Genomic DNA, 17,155 nt, shown 5'->3' with positions numbered 1-17,155 from the left:
CTCGGTATCTCAGAATCGGTATCGAGACGTCTCGGGATTCGGATTCAAATCGCCAAGGCGACGCCATTACAAGAAAAGGAAGCTAAGTGCAATTTGTGAAAAATGGACCGGCCGTGCCGGAAACGCTGCTCCAAGCGCATGAGGAAGGACGAGTAGTGTTCTTCTGCGGAGCCGGAGTTTCGTATCCGGCAGGACTGCCTGGATTCGCCGACTTGGTGGCTGGCATGTACACGGCCATAGGCGAGCCACGTAGCGCAGTACAGCAGGCGGCGTTCGACGCAAGGCAATATGACACGGCTGTGGGCTTGCTCGAAGACGCAGTAGGAAGCCGTGAGATTGTTCGTAGAGAACTAAGCGGATTGCTGAAGCCCGACTTGACTCGGCCGCACGCACTCGACACTCATGAAGCTTTACTGACCCTCGCGAAGACACGAGGCGGAGCTACCCGTCTTATCACCACAAATTTTGACAGACTCTTTCACCATGCAGCCGACTCAAGGAAATTCGACATCACTGCATTCTGCGCGCCCTTCTTGCCGGTGCCGAAAAACCGATGGGATGGTGTGGTTTTCCTTCACGGACTTCTGACCGAAACTCCATCGCGAGAGGACCTAGACCGATTAGTCATTTCCAGTGGAGACTTTGGACTCGCTTATCTGACTGAAAGATGGGCAGCTCGTTTCGTTGGTGAACTCTTTCGAAACTACGTTGTTTGCTTCGTTGGCTACAGTTTGAACGACCCAGTCGTACGCTATATGACTGATGCGCTTGCAGCTGACCGCCTTCGGGGCGAAGCACAGCGCGAGATGTTTGCCTTTGCGTCGTACAAGAAAAAAGAAGAAACTCGTGTCAGAGGTGAATGGCGGGCAAAAAACGTTACACCTATCCTTTACAAAGAAACAAAAACTCATTCCCTGCTGCATGAGACGATTCGCACCTGGGCCGATACGTATGGTGCGGGAACTCGCGGCAAGGAGCGCATCGTGACCGAATGCCTACTGACCGGACCCGTAGCCAGCACAAAACAAGACGACCACATCGGTCGGATGCTCTGGGCGATGTCTGACCCAGAGGGCCTACCTGCGAAAGCATTTGCGGACTATGCACCGACACCTCCGCTGACTTGGCTGGAGCATTTCTTCGATGAACGATTCAATCACAACGATTTGCCTCGCTTTGGGGTCACGCCGAACGCCAAATGCGATTCGACGCTGAAGTTCAGCCTCGCATCGAGGCCGACGCCTTATTCACTGTCTCCAAATATGTCACTCGTCAGCGATGGGGCGGCGGGAGGAGGCATGGACGCGGTCATGTCTCACTTGACTGAATGGCTTTTACGGCACCTCGACGACCCCGATTTAGTCGTCTGGCTCGCCGCCAGAGGCGGAAAATTGAATGACGAGTTCGTTCGCCGCTTGAAGAGCAGGCTCGCAGAGACAGCGAAATTGGAAGAGAGCGAGAGCGTCGAAGACATCAGTCAATACACGAACCGCTCACCAAAGGGAATTCCGCGGGCAGAAATGCGGACACTCTGGAGCATCGTACTTTCTGGCAGAGTCAAATCGGCACGTGAAGGACTGAGAATGTTCGATTGGGTCCAACAGTTTCGTCGAGACGGTATGACGATGATGCTTCGACATCAGCTTACGAGCCTATTATCCGCTCGAGTATTACTTCGCAAGCCCTTTCGGGCTCTTGGCAGTGAGCAGACCCAATACGACGGACCTCAGAGCATCAAGTATCTGGTGAATCCAGAGGTCGTGTTGAGTTCCGACGACGTCCGCTCTCACTTTGATGACATTCGCAATTTTCCAGAGTGGAAAATCGCCCTTCCGCAGCTTTTCGATGCCGTCCGAACTGCCCTCGTCGATGTGCTTGACCTCATGCGCGAGATGGGTCAAGCCGACGGAAGACAGGACCTCGGAGTCTGGCACATGCCGTCCATATCGGACCACTGGCAAAACAGGAACTTCAACGAGTGGACCATCCTAATTGAGTTGGTACGAGACTCCTGGGCTGCGCTATATGAAACAGAGCCGGAGCGCGCGCGTTGGACGCTCTATTCGTTGCTGGCCGAGCGGTATCCGACTTTCAAGCGACTTGCGCTGCATGCTGCTGTCAGTGCAAGCCAGGCCGCACCCGACGACTGGGTCGCATGGCTTTGTGATGACGAGGGGTGGTGGTTATGGTCTCGCGAGACTCAACGTGAAGTGTCTCGCTTATTGATGCTGAGGTCGTCAGCGCTTTCCGAGCGCGCATCGAACGTGCTTCAGACCGCCATCCTCGCCGGCCCGCCGCGACGTATGTACAAAGATGACATAGACGTTGACCGTTGGACGAGAAATGTCGACAGCTCACAATGGCTACGTCTCGCGAAACTGCACGCTGGTGGAGCTAACCTTATCAATGAAGCGGCTGCACGGCTAGAAGCGCTGCAGGCTCAGTATCCCAAGTGGCGCTTCGGCCGTGACGAGAGGGAGGAGTTTTTCCATTGGATGAGCGGCTCGGGGGACCCCGATTACGAAGCCGAACGCCAAATCGAACTTGCTCCACGTGAACGCAAGCTACTTACCAATTGGCTCCAAAAGAGGCCTCAGGACCCCTTCCTGAAAGTAGATGACTGGAAGGAGGTCTGCGCAAGTGACTTCACGGTAGCAATCGTGGCCCTGCTTGATTTGGCAAGACGTGGCATTTGGCCAGTCGAACGTTGGGGCGAAGCGCTTCAGGTGTGGAGCAACGGCGAACTCGTCCAGCGTTCCTGGAAGCGTCTCGCACCCTGTGTGGCCGAGATGCCACGTGAGAAGCTCTTGGAGCTAGCGAACTCGGTAACGTGGTGGCAGCAGGAAGTGGGGAAAGACCTACGGGTTCGCACCGAACTCTTCTTCCAAATATGTGAAAGATGTATCGTACTAGCAAGCGACGATGAGCTTGTGAACGACGATGACCCTGTCTTCAGGGCCATCAATCACCCAGTCGGGCATGTCGCGCTCGGACTTTTCAATTGGTGGTACAGCACCAAGCCAGAGGACAAACAAGGGCTGCCGCCTGCATTCGCGAAGCTCCTTAAGATGCTGTGTGACACGACAAGTTCCGCATATCGCCACGGACGTCTCATTCTCGCGTCCAACGTTGTGGCCTTGTTGCGTGTCGACGAGATGTGGACTGCCAAAAACTTGCTGCCTCAGTTTGATTGGGCCGCATCAGAACTCGACGCTCGGAGGGCATGGGTCGGCTTCCTCTGGACGCCCCGCTTGTATGCCCCCCTTCTCTCGGCGCTAAAAAAGTCGTTTCTAGATTCCGCCTCGCGGTTCACCGACCTTGGTGAAAGCGGCAGCAACTACACCTCACTATTAACTCTCTCAGCGCTCGAGCCGTCTACTGTCTTTACTCGCCAAGAGCTTCGCGCCGCGACCCGGGCACTGCCCGGCGAAGGGCTGGAGCAATGCGCCAGAGCATTGCTCCGTGCAATCGCAAACCCTGGGGAGCAGCGCAGCGAGTACTGGAGCAGCCGAGCCAAGCCTTACCTCGAAGGGGTATGGCCGAAAAGCCCTGCACAGGGTACTGCGAAGCTTGCGGATTTGCTGGCGAGGGTTTCCATTGCTGCGGGTCCTGACTTCCCCGAGGCCTTCGAGCTTGTAAAGCGGTGGCTAACGCCGATTCGCACCGCACATCAACTCACCATGGAGTTTGAGAAAGCGGGAATAGGTGTGTCATTCCCTCGACAGGGACTAGCCCTCCTTCACGCGGTGATTGACCGACAGTACTATCCGCCGCCGCCGCTCGGGATGCTCCTTGAAACAATTGGCACCTCCGAGCCCGCATTGCTCAATACTCGAGAACTTCAAGCCCTCAAGGACTACGTTCGACAGTTTCAATAGACGTTACTGCCGGATGCGACCTCCCTCAGTGGGGTCACCAATAAGCAAGGACGCTCGGGTCGGGACACCAGTGCGGCCTGTCTACTCGACTGCCGCTTGCCGAGCCGCGGCTTTTCACCTCACGCTTGTGCGTCGGGCACTCATGGGTCACGCGCAGGCCGCCATGACACGGCGCTACGGCAAAGAAGATTCTCGCAATCGCCGAGTTTTCCCTGACCAAGCGTTGCTGAACGCAATTGGCTTGGTTAGCTACGATGGTTTGAATTTGGAAGGCGTTAAGGTATAGGTAGGCGCGGTCGAGTGGGGACTGTTTGAGCGTCGTTTCATATCGTGGATTCGCAAAGGTTCGCGCGCCGGCGGTACTATTAGGTCGTCATCCAGGAGGCGAGCCGTGTGCACAAGTTACGAGACTAATGAGTACCGGAAATTTGAAGCGTTCACAATTTTCTCGAAGCCAGAATTCGCGTTCAAGCGCGAAATCTACAAGGACTATCCTGCTGCCATCATCCGTCGTCGCGAAGAGAGCTGGAGCACTGACTTGGCCACGTTCGGTATGGTGCCAAGGGAACGGATTCCACCTCATGTAAAAGTCTACGACACGATGAATGCCCGGGCTGAAAGCATCGGTGAAAAACGCAGCTTCTCAACCGCGTGGAAAAATCTTCAGTTGTGCCTCGTCCCGTGCGAGGCGTTCTTCGAACCGAACTACGAAACGGGAAAGGCCGTTCGCTGGAGGATTGCCCTTGCCGACCAGCAGCCAACAGCAATCGCCGGGCTGTGGCGCGCATGGGAAGAGCCTAACGGCGTGCCAACTTTTTCGTTCACAATGTTGACCGTCAACGCCGACACTCACCCGCTTATGTCAAGGTTCCACAAACCAGATGCGGAGAAGCGCTCCGTTGTCATCATCCGACCAAACGAGTACGCGGATTGGCTGTCCTGTAAAAGCACCGACGAAGCGTGGTCCTTCTTGCAATTGTATCCGGCTGACGAGATGTACGCGGAGCCGTTCCCGTTGCCGCCACGAACACCACGCGTCAAACCCTCGGACGATGCGCAACAGGCATTGATATGAACGTGACCAAACGAATTCCCTGTCGCAACTAGGAGAGATAAATGGCCGCTGAAATTAAGGCGCTACTCTTCGACGTCTTCGGCACCGTCGTGGACTGGCGGAACGGAGTCGCACGAGAGGTAGAGCCCTTTCTCAGACATAACGCCATGGATGTCGATGCTTTCGATTTCGCGGATGAGTGGCGCGCTCTGTATGCCCCCGCAATGGAGGAAGTGCGAAGCGGACGCCGTCAGTTTGTCCGCCTTGATATTCTTCACCGCGAGAATCTCGACCGCGTAGTCATGAGTTTAGGCGCTGACATCGACAAGATTTCACCCGCGGAACTCGATGAACTCAATTCCTGCTGGCATCGACTTGACCCATGGCCGGATTCCATCGATGGGCTGCTGCGACTAAAGCGCGAATTTATCATCGCACCTCTATCCAACGGCAACATTCGGCTGATGGTCGACATGGCAAAACGGGCTGCACTTCCTTGGGATGCAATCCTCGGGGCCGAAGTTGTGCATGCCTACAAGCCATCTCCCGAGGTCTATGGCAAGACGGTCGACATTCTCGGTTTTCTGCCAGAAGAGGTCTGCATGGTTGCTGCACACAACGGCGACTTGGCCGCAGCCCAGTTGTGCGGCTTGCGAACGGCGTTCGTTGTGAGACCTACGGAGCACGGCGCCGCACAGAAGACTGACCTGCAAGCAGAGGGACTGTGGGACTTTGTCGCAAACGATTTGGGCGACCTAGCGACCCAGCTTGGTTGCTCGGTTTGAGCTTATTCGAGGCTTTTCGCTGCCTGCGAACGACGTTGCCCCAGAACCGCGAATCACTTATCGTTCGACCTTATACATGCGCATCGTAGATGCCCTGCACAACCGGATTTATTGAGCTGGCGCTGGCATGGGCCATCCCAGAAATGGCGTTCATCTCTAAAACGTTTTTGGTCTGGAAGCAGACGCAGGCCTGACGCCTGATGCACTCCTGACGGTGGTAAAAAACCGAAACGAGGTGGCGAAGTTTCAGACGATGAATAAGTAAATATGCGCCTATGTGGAACGCGTTCTGGGCTCACTAATAGGGCGAGCACAGTTTCTTTGTGGCGACGCGTAGCACTGTTGCGCCACCTCCACGACCTAACTGCACGCTTCCATCACATCCTGCAGTTATCCACTTTATCTTGTACCGTCTACTTAACACATAGACAAACCAAATCGTACCGAATTCAAGAGGTAGCGTGATTATTTTTAAGTCCGGTTTTGTCTGATTATCTCAAAGTGAAGTCACTTGCGAAAACGTTTGGGAATGTGTTAGTTAGCCCACTTTCACGAGCCCTAAACTGGCAGATGCTGGAAACTGCTTGCAGGGAGTCGGCTAAGAGTTCGCTGTGAATCAGTGCTTCTTCCGACGAATACCTCGATTGTTTCGGAGAGCTTCATGCAACTTGTCCTCAAGCGAATCGAGCAATCGAAGCTGTCGACCGAAGGACGGCTTGAAGTGGATGGAGTCTTCCAGTGCTTTACATTGGAGCCCACATACCGAGAAGTGCCCGGCGCACCGGTCAAAGACTGGAAAGTAATGGGAAAGACGGCGATACCGATTGGCACCTATCCCGTCTCAGTCACGTACTTCCGGAAGGACAAGTATTATTCACCCATCCTTGAGGATGTCCCGGGCTTCAGCGGCATACGCATTCACATTGGTAACTTTCCTGCTGATACCGATGGTTGCATTCTCGTGGGCACAAAACTCGGCCCGGACAAGGTCATAAATAGCAAAGTCGCATTTTCCGACCTCATGGCGCTCTTTGACAAGGCAAAACAGAGGAATGAAGGTGTGCAAATATCGGTGGAGAATGCATGGGGGCCTTCGTCGGCAATTAGTCTCTCCAAACCGACGCCTCTTGCTCGGCTCGTTACTATGCGGACTGCTAAGAATCAAGGAGAAGATATCGCTGGCACTCCGTAGGCCGAAAACCGGCTTTGGGAAGATGTCTACCTTGCGGGTAACTACGCTAGTTCACCATCTAACCATGTACGCACGCCGACGAAAAAACGTGCCCAGTTGCATGGACGGGCCTTAAACATTGTGTCAATACCTGGAGCAACGATTCGCATTGCGTTACTCGTCTGAACTACGGCCTGGGCTTTGTCAGGATGCGTAGTCAATAGAATGATGACGTATCGGCATCTGCAATGAAGGCTGCGGCTAACTGCTTACCACCGCTTTGCACCGATGTAGGTTAATGAAAATAGTCCGTGCAGGTAGTGCCGGATAAATGGCGTTAGGCGTTAGGCTCCAGACGCCCGACGCCAATCACCAGGAGTGGTCCCAGTCGCAGCCGAAAATGTTCTTGTGAAATGGCTTTGGTCGGCAAAACCGCAAGCGGCTCCGATTTCCGCCAGTGAGAATGAAGTGCGACGAAGAAGCTCCTTGGCGCGCTCTATCCGATAGGCGCGCAACCACCGGAATGGCGGCATCCCCGTTGTGCTGCGAAATGCGTCAATGAACTGCCGTACCGACAGTCCGCACGCGATTGCAATGTCACTCAGAGGCGGCTCGACCAGCAAGTCCGCTACGAGCAATTCCTTGGCAATGCGCTCTTGGGTCTTGGAGAGCACCCGGCCGCGCGGAGGCAACGGGCCTCGAAAGCGTCCGTACGTAGTAGCAAGCCGTTCGTACATGGCATGCGCGACGTGGTCGAAGAAGAGACTACCGGCAAGCTGCGGGTCTGCCATCGCCGGAACGAGTGCCAAGCCGAGATGATGTAATACGGGGTCGATGGTCCGGTTGACGTCATCGAGGTCCCCAACTGGCGGCAATGCGGACAGTCCGCGGAGTTCATCAAAAGCGGGCCGCGGGATATGGAAGAGAATGCACTCAAACGGGTCTGGCAAGTTCGCTATCGGCTCGTCAGAAAGATGTCCCAGCATTATCGAGCCCGGGGCGTACGGCTCCGTCGGGACCCGCCGTCCCCGCTTCCAAAGTTCCGCTCCGCCCGAGTGTTGCAATTGCAACGAGAGGATGTATGCGTCCTCCGTCGGCAATGGAGTGCTCTTACCTAGTCCGTGCACAGACGAACACATATGAGTGGCGGTGAGCTGCGCCGTCTTCAGACTCGTCGTGGTGAGCGTGTGTGCTGTGTCGGCGTTGAACAGATGAGCAAACTCTCGGGCATAGGTGTCCGTTTTAACCCTCGAAGTCTCGAGGCGCACAGCGCTCTCAACGCTGACGGACGCCGGCGGATTACCGGCCTCCACCCCCGAATCCGCCTGCTTTGCACCGGTTTCCGGAGAAACGGTTCTTCCTCGCTGCGTCGCCATTGCAGCCTCCCGAAAATAAGTGGGGAGTCCGCGCCAACGACGCAACACCCACCATCATTGGGGCAGATTTAACACAAATTTTTTGAAACGCGCACGGCTAAAAAAACATGTAATCTTTTCGTAATTTACAAGCGACGCGTGAGACAAGCGGCCGTATTGTCGTTCTATACATCATTCGCGGGAAGGCAAAGAATACGTCGACGCAACAGGAAGCCTGCTGACGCAAATCAAGCTCCAGCCGGAGTGGCCAGATGTCTAATGGATTTGTCATTCTACCGCCCGTGAAGCCTTCCCCCCCTCCCGACAGGCGCGACGCTATCGTCTATGTCGTCGACGATGAAGCACCGGTACGTCGTGCTCTGGCGACGCTCATGCGGTCGGTCGACATGCATGTTGAGACGTTCTCATCCACAGAGGAGTTTTTGCATTTCGCACGTCCCGCGGTGCCAAGTTGCCTCCTCTTGGATGTGCGGTTACGAAACAAGAACGGTCTGGCTTTCCAGCAGGAGATTGTGCAAAGCGGACTGGGTATCCCCGTTTTGTTCATGACCGGGCATGGCGACATTGAGATGAGCGTGAAGGCGATGAAATCGGGCGCGATGGACTTCTTTGCCAAGCCATTTCGCGACCAGGACATGCTCGACGCCATCGGCCAGGCGCTCGCCCGGGACGCCACGCGACTTGCATCCGAAAACGTTGCTGCGGGACTGAGAGCTTCCTATGGGACGCTGTCGCCTCGCGAGAAAGAGGTGCTGCCGTTCGTTTTGGCTGGCCTGCTCAACAAACAGATTGCGTCAGAAATGAACCTTAGCGAAATTACCGTCAAGGTTCACCGCGGTCAGGTGATGCGTAAGCTTAACGCACGCTCCCTCCCCGACCTTGTTCGCAAGGCAGAAGCGCTCGGCATCGAGCCACATGAGTCGCGAGATTCCCAAGTACTGCGCGGAGGAACAGGCGATGCCCGGCGATAACGACCAGACCAATGCGCCTACGGATTGCGGAGTGCAACCGAAAGCCAGTGGGTCATCGCAGAAGCTTGGTAGGGCTTTTGTAGAAGAACAAGGGCGCCGTTACCGGTAGCTCGCGCGTGTAGCGCCGGCGTCGGATATGCACTGATGAAAATCGTGGCAGGCGCGACACCCTGTGCAACTAGGCGCTCGTGCATGTCGACACCTGAGATGCCGGACATCCGGATATCTGAAATCAGGCACGAGGTAGCGGAAGCTTCCCCAGAGGCAAGAAACGCTTCGGCTGAATCAAAAAGCCGTGCCTCCCAGCCCAAAGAGCGCACCAGACTGCCAAGCGCGCGACGTACGGCTAGGTCGTCGTCGATAATAGATACTACAGGTGTTGTCCGCAAATCGTGGCCCCTACCTCTCTCCAAGGAATGACCAAACAGTTCACCATGCCCGTCGGCTCTTACCTTACAGGCTACCTCATAGGCAACGCCGACGCGATGATACGATTGTATAAGCGGGTTGTTCCGGACGGCAGCCGGTCGAATCTGTCCGGTCACGTGGCTACGGCAGACGCCTGACTTAAAGGCAACGTGACACAAAACGTTGCCCCGCCCTCAGGGTTGTTAGAGGCCGAAATTTGGCCGCCATGCGCCTCAATAATCGAGCTACAGATGGCGAGCCCCATGCCCATACCGGTACTGCGGGTAGTAAAGAAGGCATCGAAAAGGCGCGGAAGGTTGGCATCACTTATGCCTGGGCCGTTATCGCGCACGGCGAGCACCACACTACCGTTAACGTCGGTCAGCGAACTCAGCGCCAGCCGATGCTTGTCAGGCGCCGACGCCATCGATTGCAACCCGTTGATGATGATATTGATGAGCACCTGCTGAAGCTGCACCCGGTCCCCCAGCACGGCGAGAGTTTTTGGCTCAAGGTTCAGGACAAGGCAGCAACCATGGCTTTCCATCTCGGTCCTTGTGAGCGCGACCACCTCCCCGACCAGTTCGTTAACATTCACCGGGGCATGTTCGGGTGGCGCGCCCTTCATCAACTTCCTCACCCGCTGGACTATTTCGGCTGCCCGATTGCCCTCGTTGGTCATCTCATTCACACAACCTTCGATTTCCTCGAAGTTAGGCGGGTCTCGATGCAACCAGCGCAGGCAGGCTTCGCCGCTCGTGATGATGGCTGCGAGGGGCTGTCCGACTTCGTGTGCAATGGAGGCGCTCAGCTCGCCCAAAGCCGTGATGCGGCTGGCGCGAGCAAGCTCGTTTTGCGTCTGCCGAAGTTGCGTCTCCGTCTCCCGCGCGCCCGTCACGTCCATGACAGCACCAATAAACTGACGGTTATCGTCGACAGCATGGGTACTGTGTGCCACGACGTGCAAGTGTTTTACCCTGCCATCTGGAAAAAGTAGTCGGTGCTCAATGTCGAAATCCTCCCCCGTGCCTCTTACTTGGGAGACCACGTGTTCAAAGAGATGAACATCTTCAGGGTGAAGGCGCTCGCGCACCGTATCAAGCGTGGGCGCGCGCGCAGGGTCGCATTCAAAAATCCGGAACGCCTCCTCCGAGCAAAAGAGTTCGTCGGTTGCCACGTTCCAGCCGAAGCTGCCAGTGCGACTGAGTTGCTGGGCTTCTGCAAGGTACTGGGCCTGGCTCTTCCTGACAAGCTCTTCGGCCTGTCGGCGCTGCGTTATATCGTTGTTCGTCTCCAGCGTCGCGCAGGGCTGGCCCTGGCTGTCGCGCTGTACCGTCCAGCGGCTCGCTACTAAGACAGATGAGCCGTCCCGCTTTAAGTGCACGAGGTCACCTTCCCAGTATCCATTGCGTAGCAGCGCCAGTTCTGCCTCCTCGCGCGGCATCGGAAAAACGGTTTTTAGCAGGTTGTCGGCAACTTTCCCAATAGCTTCGGACCTGTTCCACCCGTAGAGCACTTCCGCAGCGTGATTCCAATAGGTGATGACATCCTGCCGGTCACGAACGAATACCGTATCGTGAGTCAGGTCCAACAGCCTTGCCTGCTCCCTCTGCAGGCGTTCAGCTGTTCTGATTCGTCGCACGAGCGAAGTAATAGCAATCGACGTGATAAAAAAAGCGGTAATGGGCAGCACATCCTGCGGCTTCTCGATTTCAAAACTGTAAATGGGTGGAGTGAAAAAGATGTTCAGCAGCAGGCCGCCGACGATTGAAAATATCGCCGATGAAATGAAGCTGTCCAGAAGAGACAGCAGCACGATGACAATCAGCATGCAGAAACCGGTCGTGGCAATTCTCAGCTGAAGGTTCAAGCAAAGCCACGCAATGGCGCAAAGGAGGACGCTCCCGCTAATCCATAGCCGCACCAGGTAACCCCACTGACTGCTCTTATCCGACGAACCTATCATGCCGCCCACGCTTCCTCCTGTGGCGGGTCTCTGGCTTACGCTTGATGGCCCGCGTCAGCAACGTACAAGACCTTCGATGTCCATTACGCACATGAAAGAAACCCGCTTTTCCAATCCAACATCCACACTCCCCATCATATACAAACGTATAAACGCGGTGAAGTTTCGATTACTCGTTTTCCCTTTCGTTGGTCGTCCACGTATGAATCATTTTGAACCGTTGCGCTATACGGCTGTATATCCCGAGTACGCCTTCGCGGCATTGCTGTACCCGACCGTAGAATAGATTCCCTTCTTTGTCGTACGTACTCTTAAGTCATCGCGATAGCGCATGTCTGATGGCAGTACGGTTGTCCGTAGTTCCACATCCATCAGTTCCCTTGGTCACCGCGATAAGGCAAGTCGGCATTTAACTTCGCTTGCAGCCGTGCTTGTACGTCTCATCCTACCCGTCGCAACAACTGCCTCGAGAAACTAGCCATGTCACCAGCTCTGCATAACTGGATATTCGTCGGCGCTAATGCATACATCGAGTACACCTTCGTCAGTTGGCTTGATAGAAACGTCTATAGACGGACCGTGGACTTGAGGCAGGTATGTCTCCAGTAGATGGGTCCACATCCCACTCGCTGTTCGATAGCCGCATTAACTCTGCAGGAGAGGAAATGATGTTGAACACTCAAGTAGCAATTGGGCTTTCGCAGTCCACGACCGGAACCGACAGCTTTGAGTCTTCAAAGCCCGTGCCATCAAATACATGCGCCGCCGCGGAAGCGCCGCTCGTCGGCTTGCCTCATAAACGCGGCCACGTCGGCCGGTCTCGCTCCTCTTCCGACACTGCCATGCGTGGCAAAAGTGACCCTTGGTCACGCACGCTCGCTGCCCTCCGGCAGTTTTCGGACCCATCAAAGGTGCCGCTCGAGGTGGGGCCGCCGGAAGACCGTCGCGGGTCCTGGCAGACCGCCTCGCATGACGCGCAGGTAAAAACATTTTCCGTGACGATTTTGGAGCACATGGCCAACTCAAGGGTGTGCCTTTCTTGGCACGACCCTACCTTGTGCAACTACGAAGAACAGGTCTGGGCGCCAGCGCATGCCCGCCGCACGGGGCGATGTGCCCTCTCAGGGGCGCACATCGGAAGGGGCGACGCGGTGTATCGCCCGCAGATTCGCGGAGGAAGAACTCCCGCAAATAGCGACGCCATGATTCTCGCGTCAGCTCTGAAGCGGACCGGTGAGGCGTGAACATCATCGGCTTCCTGTTCGCACGGGAGCTGCCGTTAGTCCCCAAAGGCGCCAACGATTGTCGCTTTTGAGTGGCCAAAGCGTCGCCTGCAGGGGTGTTTATCTGGTAGTACGTCGCCATCATACTGTCGCGCATCGTGGGACATGTTTTCTGCGGCGTATGAAACGTCGTCATTCAACGTCTCACCACTTTCAAACTTGACGGGAAGATGGCGATGTTGACAAGAGAGGCGATTAACTCAGGCGCGTACCTCGAGCATTTCGAGTCGCAGCCGAATCTGTGGACTCGCGAGCGAATTCAGAGTTCGCTCACGGAGACCATGCTGGCAAGACCAGCCGGTTTAGTAGACACGTGGATTTTCGCCTACGGCTCTCTTATGTGGAATCCATTGGTTGAGTTCGAGAAACGGCAGACTGCAACGTTGCACGGCTGGCATCGAAGCTTTTGCCTGCGCATGGTTACAGGTCGAGGCAGCCCCGAGGGCCCAGGGCGCATGCTTGCGCTGCGGCAAGGCGACCAGACCGACGGCGTCGCATTGAAATTGCCGGACGCGACGCTGGACAAAGAGCTTCAGCTCGTTTGGATACGGGAGATGGTGCTCGGGTCGTACCGTCCAACATGGGCATTGATAACACTGCAGGATGGTACCGAAACGCATGCTCTCACTTTTGTTGCGGACGAGCGTTGCGAGCAGTTCGAGCAAGATTCAAGGGTGGCAACCGTTGCCCCGCTCATTAGCACCGCGACCGGGCAGTTTGGAAGCAATACCGAGTATCTGCTGAAGCTGAGCAAGGCTTTGTCGGAGTGTGGTTTGCAAGACTCTTATATCGAAGAACTCGCGAGCGAGGTTGAGCGCCAGTCGGGCGAGCCTGGTGCGATGTAACAGAGCCATCTGATTGATTGCAGCGACGGAAAAACCGTCGCATAGCGTACTGCCATAAGCGAGAATCATGGACAAACTTCAAGCGATGCGGGTCTTCACACGGGTGGTTGAAACAAACAGCTTTTCAGGTGCCGCCGACTCTCTCCACATGACGCGTTCGTCGGTGACGACCATTATCCAGACTCTTGAGGCCTACCTCAAGGTGCGCCTGCTTAATCGTACAACACGGCGCATCAGCCTCACTCCGGACGGCGCTGCCTACTATGAGCGCTGCTCGCGCATACTCGCCGAGGTCGAGGATTCGGAAAGCTCGTTTTCCCAAGCGTCATCCCCGCGCGGGAAGCTTAAAGTCGATATGCCCGGTTCAATCGGTCGCCTGGTAGTCGTTCCGGCGCTAGACGATTTTCACTCTCGCTACCCGGATATCGACCTCATGCTCGGGGTCGGCGACAGGGCCGTCGACCTGGTTCAGGACAGCGTTGACTGTGCTATCCGCATGGGCCCAATGCAAGACTCCACGCTCGTTGCGCGAAGGGTCGGCGTGTCAGAGTTCGTCACTGTCGCAAGCCCCGAATACATCGCTCGCAACGGCGAACCCTTGTCACTCGAAGACCTGGAAACTCACACCGCTGTAAATTACTTTTCCAGTCGCAACGGCCGAATTGTGGAGATGGATTTCGTTGTTGACGGCAAGCCTGTCGAAGTCCGCATGCACTCGAAGCTTGCCGCCAACGACGGAGACGCCTACCTGCAGTGCGGGTTGCAAGGCCTCGGACTCATTCAAGTGCCTCATTTCTTGGCAATGCCACATCTGCAATCGGGTGCCCTGCTTGAAGTGCTCGGAAAATGGCGCCCCAGCCCATTTCCAATCTCGGCGGTATATCCCCAGAATCGTCACTTATCCCCGCAGGTTCGAGTGTTCGTTGAATGGGTTGCCGAACTTTTTGAGAACTGCCAGTTGCTTCGCGCTGACAACATACCGCCCTCTGGGATTGCCCAATACATCACGCATCGCCGGTCCGAAAACTCGACTGGTCGCGCGAGTGGCTTAGCCCGGACGGCTGCTGCACGGAGCAGGGAAATGGCGCCACTGTAAGCCGGCTGGCAAAGCGACGAAGCACTGCGAGTGGTGCGAACCCCGTGGAATCAGAATTCGCTGCGAGCGAATTATCTTGTCGAAAGTGAGATGTTTATCTGGCCGTCAGATGTATGCAAACTCCCGGCTGCCTAAACTTTATTTACCTTTGGCGCATAGCGCAGATACTTTGATGAAAGCCAGGTTGGATATCTCGGACGTCACGATTGCAGGACACGCGCAAGACATCAAGTTGCGTAGCTTCCTTCCGTGCGCTCGCAGCGGTATGCCCATCGTGATGTATTTCCACGGGGGTGGCTTTGTCAAGGGTTCACTGGACGAAGCGAGCGCAACTGCGTCGTTCATTGCAGAGCGAATTCCGGCATGGGTCATTGCCGTGGGTTATTCGCTCGCGCCGGATTTCCCGTTTCCAGCTGCGACCGAAGACGCCCATCTGGCTCTGGCGTGGGCCACCGCGTCCGCTCGCCGGTATCGCGCGGACTGGAACCGGATTGCCGCCGTCGGACATGACGCCGGAGGCAACATTGCCGCGGGACTTGCCGCCATCGCGCGAGACCGCGGCCTGCGCCGCCTGTCAGCGCAGGCGCTACTCGCGCCAATGCTTGACCCAAGCATGACCCGACTGATGGAGGGTCAGTCTGAGAGAGGCGACCTTGCTCCGGAAGATTGTGCGCGCTCTTATCGCGCGTACCTGCCCAGCGCGAGTCAACGCATCCACCCTTATGCAGCGCCGCTCGAATCACGACGCCTTGGCACCCTGCCTCCGACGCTCATAGCAACGGCGGAACACGACCTCGTGCGCGGAGACGGCGAAACCTATGCGCGGGAGCTTATTACTGCGGGTGTGCCCGTCGAGATAACACGCTACCAGGGCGTCTGCCATGGCGAACTCATCTCGCACGCGCCGGCGCTTAACGATGTCGTCGACTTCCTGCGCAAGCGGCTGTCATCCGTGTAACGAACTAAATTGTCGCTCTGACGGATACAAAGAAACCCCTTTTCGCTACTTTATAACTAGAGACACCACGTCCATACTTTCCTCAACGCTATATCCGAGGCGGGACCTGGAGCCGAGGCGGCTATGAACTGAAGTCCAAAGCTTTGATGTTTTGACAGACCACATTGCATCTATCAGGAGTACTACTCATGCTCACTAATCGCAAAAAGCTCACCGTCGCGCTCGGTTCGCTGGCTATTGTCAGCGCAGTCGCAGGCATCGGCTTCATCCACGGGACCACGGCAGCTCCCGTGAGTGCAGCTCACGCCTCTGAGGCGCCACCCCCGGCGACCGCAGTTGATGTCGCCGCCGTCCTCACGCAGACCATCACGGACTGGCAAAGTTACTCGGGGCGGCTTGAAGCTATCGACCACGTCGAGGTCCGGCCGCTCGTGCCCGGCACCATTGTCGCCGTTCACTTCAAGGACGGTGCGCTGGTCAAGAAAGGCGACCCGCTCTTCACGATTGACCCGCGACCCTACCAGGCCGAGGTCGACCGTGCGGCTGCACAGGTCGCAGCAGCAAAAGCGCGGGCGATATACACGTCGACCGACGCCGCGCGTGCCGACCGATTGCTGACTGACGACGCCATTGCAAAGCGGGACTACGACGAAAAGCAAAACGCTTCACGCGAAGCTGCCGCCGGCGTAAAGGGTGCCGAAGCAGCGCTCGAAGCCGCACAGGTTAATTTGGGTTACACCAACGTTATTGCCCCTGTAACTGGCCGCGTATCACGTGCTGAGCTGACGGTTGGCAACGTCGTATCGACCGGCGCAAATGCACCTCTTCTCACAACGCTGGTTTCGGTGTCGCCTATATACGCCTCGTTCGATGTCGATGAACAGACGTATTTGCAATACCTTGGCCGCGACCGCAATACGAAAGTACCTGTGTCACTGGGTCTTGCAAATGAAGACGGCTACTCGCGAAAGGGGGCCATTACATCCGTCGACAATCGTCTCGACACGTCGTCCGGCACTATCCGCGTACGCGCCACTATCAACAACGACGACGGTGCTCTCGTTCCAGGCCTCTATGCGCGCGTCAAGGTCGGCGGTGGTGAACCACATCCGGCCGTTCTGATTGACGACGCAGCGGTGGGCACCGACCAGGCAAAAAAGTTCGTACTTGTTGTAGATGGTTCAAACAAGGTCGTCTACCGCGAAGTTCAGCTTGGTTCCCTGCATGACAATCTGCGCGTCGTGACTTCGGGTCTCAAGCCCGGAGAGCGCATCGTCGTCAACGGCATGATGCACGCCAAGCCAAGCGACACCGTCAGTCCGCACATGGTCAACATGGCCGACGCCGCCAAATCCGATGCGTAA

At 56.3% G+C, this 17,155-nt stretch carries 13 protein-coding genes; 10 read left to right on the top strand and 3 right to left on the bottom strand.

All coding sequences use genetic code 11. The features are described from left to right. Positions 1–86 precede the first annotated feature (86 nt). The 4 genes from dsr1 to HB633_RS18030 all read left to right on the top strand — a co-directional run bounded on the left by dsr1 (position 87) and on the right by HB633_RS18030 (position 6,909). Positions 87–3,878, top strand: a complete 3,792-nt coding sequence (gene dsr1 / locus HB633_RS18045; RefSeq protein ID WP_213779553.1) for an anti-phage defense-associated sirtuin Dsr1 — start codon at positions 87–89, stop codon at positions 3,876–3,878. 391 nt (positions 3,879–4,269) lie between these two features. After that, a complete protein-coding gene (locus HB633_RS18040) occupies positions 4,270–4,953 on the top strand; it encodes an SOS response-associated peptidase family protein (protein ID WP_213779552.1) in 684 nt (227 codons plus the stop codon). Positions 4,954–4,994: 41 nt separating this feature from the next. After that, positions 4,995–5,717: a haloacid dehalogenase type II gene (locus HB633_RS18035; protein WP_213779551.1), complete on the top strand. Its 723-nt coding sequence runs from the start codon at positions 4,995–4,997 to the stop codon at positions 5,715–5,717. 661 nt (positions 5,718–6,378) lie between these two features. Beyond that, a complete protein-coding gene (locus tag HB633_RS18030) occupies positions 6,379–6,909 on the top strand; it encodes a DUF5675 family protein (RefSeq protein ID WP_213779550.1) in 531 nt (176 codons plus the stop codon). 323 nt (positions 6,910–7,232) lie between these two features. On the opposite strand, the gene HB633_RS18025 is transcribed toward HB633_RS18030, so the two are convergent. After that, positions 7,233–8,264, bottom strand: a complete 1,032-nt coding sequence (locus HB633_RS18025; protein ID WP_213779549.1) for a helix-turn-helix transcriptional regulator — start codon at positions 8,262–8,264, stop codon at positions 7,233–7,235. Positions 8,265–8,515: 251 nt separating this feature from the next. Between HB633_RS18025 and HB633_RS18020 the strand changes: the two genes are divergently transcribed. After that, positions 8,516–9,235, top strand: a complete 720-nt coding sequence (locus tag HB633_RS18020) for a response regulator (RefSeq protein ID WP_213779548.1) — start codon at positions 8,516–8,518, stop codon at positions 9,233–9,235. Between the two features lie 17 nt (positions 9,236–9,252). Here the strand turns inward: HB633_RS18020 and HB633_RS18015 are convergent, their stop codons facing one another. Together HB633_RS18015 and HB633_RS18010 are read right to left on the bottom strand one after the other, a co-directional pair. Further along, positions 9,253–9,780, bottom strand: a complete 528-nt coding sequence (locus HB633_RS18015; RefSeq protein ID WP_346730334.1) for a response regulator — start codon at positions 9,778–9,780, stop codon at positions 9,253–9,255. Then, positions 9,777–11,609 (bottom strand): ATP-binding protein, encoded by a 1,833-nt coding sequence (locus HB633_RS18010; RefSeq protein ID WP_213779785.1) that lies wholly within the window; start codon positions 11,607–11,609, stop codon positions 9,777–9,779. The genes HB633_RS18015 and HB633_RS18010 overlap by 4 nt, the downstream gene beginning before the upstream one ends. Positions 11,610–12,205: 596 nt before the next feature. Between HB633_RS18010 and HB633_RS31140 the strand changes: the two genes are divergently transcribed. The 5 genes from HB633_RS31140 to HB633_RS17985 all read left to right on the top strand — a co-directional run bounded on the left by HB633_RS31140 (position 12,206) and on the right by HB633_RS17985 (position 17,155). Then, positions 12,206–12,853, top strand: a complete 648-nt coding sequence (locus tag HB633_RS31140) for a DUF3331 domain-containing protein (protein WP_346730333.1) — start codon at positions 12,206–12,208, stop codon at positions 12,851–12,853. 209 nt (positions 12,854–13,062) lie between these two features. Continuing rightward, positions 13,063–13,737 (top strand): gamma-glutamylcyclotransferase, encoded by a 675-nt coding sequence (locus HB633_RS18000; protein ID WP_346730332.1) that lies wholly within the window; start codon positions 13,063–13,065, stop codon positions 13,735–13,737. Between the two features lie 67 nt (positions 13,738–13,804). Continuing rightward, on the top strand, positions 13,805–14,833 hold the full coding sequence (locus tag HB633_RS17995; RefSeq protein ID WP_213779546.1) for a LysR family transcriptional regulator: 1,029 nt from the start codon (positions 13,805–13,807) through the stop codon (positions 14,831–14,833). 172 nt (positions 14,834–15,005) lie between these two features. Further along, positions 15,006–15,791 (top strand): alpha/beta hydrolase, encoded by a 786-nt coding sequence (locus tag HB633_RS17990; RefSeq protein ID WP_213779545.1) that lies wholly within the window; start codon positions 15,006–15,008, stop codon positions 15,789–15,791. A gap of 188 nt (positions 15,792–15,979) precedes the next feature. Continuing rightward, positions 15,980–17,155 carry an efflux RND transporter periplasmic adaptor subunit gene (locus HB633_RS17985; protein WP_213779544.1) on the top strand — a complete coding sequence of 392 codons (1,176 nt, stop codon included), beginning with the start codon at positions 15,980–15,982 and terminating at the stop codon, positions 17,153–17,155.

Origin of the sequence: Caballeronia sp. dw_276, from assembly GCF_018449635.1 — a bacterium.
GTDB lineage: Bacteria > Pseudomonadota > Gammaproteobacteria > Burkholderiales > Burkholderiaceae > Caballeronia.
The sequence above is the reverse complement of the archived record's forward strand: the minus strand, read 5'-3'. Positions and strand labels throughout refer to the sequence as shown.

Coding starts and splice junctions, on each gene's coding strand:
- HB633_RS18035 (WP_213779551.1), top strand. CDS start 4,995: ATGGCCGCTGAAATTAAGGCGCTACTCTTCGACGTCTTCGGCACCGTC.
- HB633_RS18030 (WP_213779550.1), top strand. CDS start 6,379: ATGCAACTTGTCCTCAAGCGAATCGAGCAATCGAAGCTGTCGACCGAA.
- HB633_RS18025 (WP_213779549.1), bottom strand. CDS start 8,264: ATGGCGACGCAGCGAGGAAGAACCGTTTCTCCGGAAACCGGTGCAAAG.
- HB633_RS18020 (WP_213779548.1), top strand. CDS start 8,516: ATGTCTAATGGATTTGTCATTCTACCGCCCGTGAAGCCTTCCCCCCCT.
- HB633_RS18010 (WP_213779785.1), bottom strand. CDS start 11,609: ATGATAGGTTCGTCGGATAAGAGCAGTCAGTGGGGTTACCTGGTGCGG.
- HB633_RS31140 (WP_346730333.1), top strand. CDS start 12,206: ATGTCTCCAGTAGATGGGTCCACATCCCACTCGCTGTTCGATAGCCGC.
- HB633_RS18000 (WP_346730332.1), top strand. CDS start 13,063: ATGGCGATGTTGACAAGAGAGGCGATTAACTCAGGCGCGTACCTCGAG.
- HB633_RS17995 (WP_213779546.1), top strand. CDS start 13,805: ATGGACAAACTTCAAGCGATGCGGGTCTTCACACGGGTGGTTGAAACA.
- HB633_RS17990 (WP_213779545.1), top strand. CDS start 15,006: ATGAAAGCCAGGTTGGATATCTCGGACGTCACGATTGCAGGACACGCG.
- HB633_RS17985 (WP_213779544.1), top strand. CDS start 15,980: ATGCTCACTAATCGCAAAAAGCTCACCGTCGCGCTCGGTTCGCTGGCT.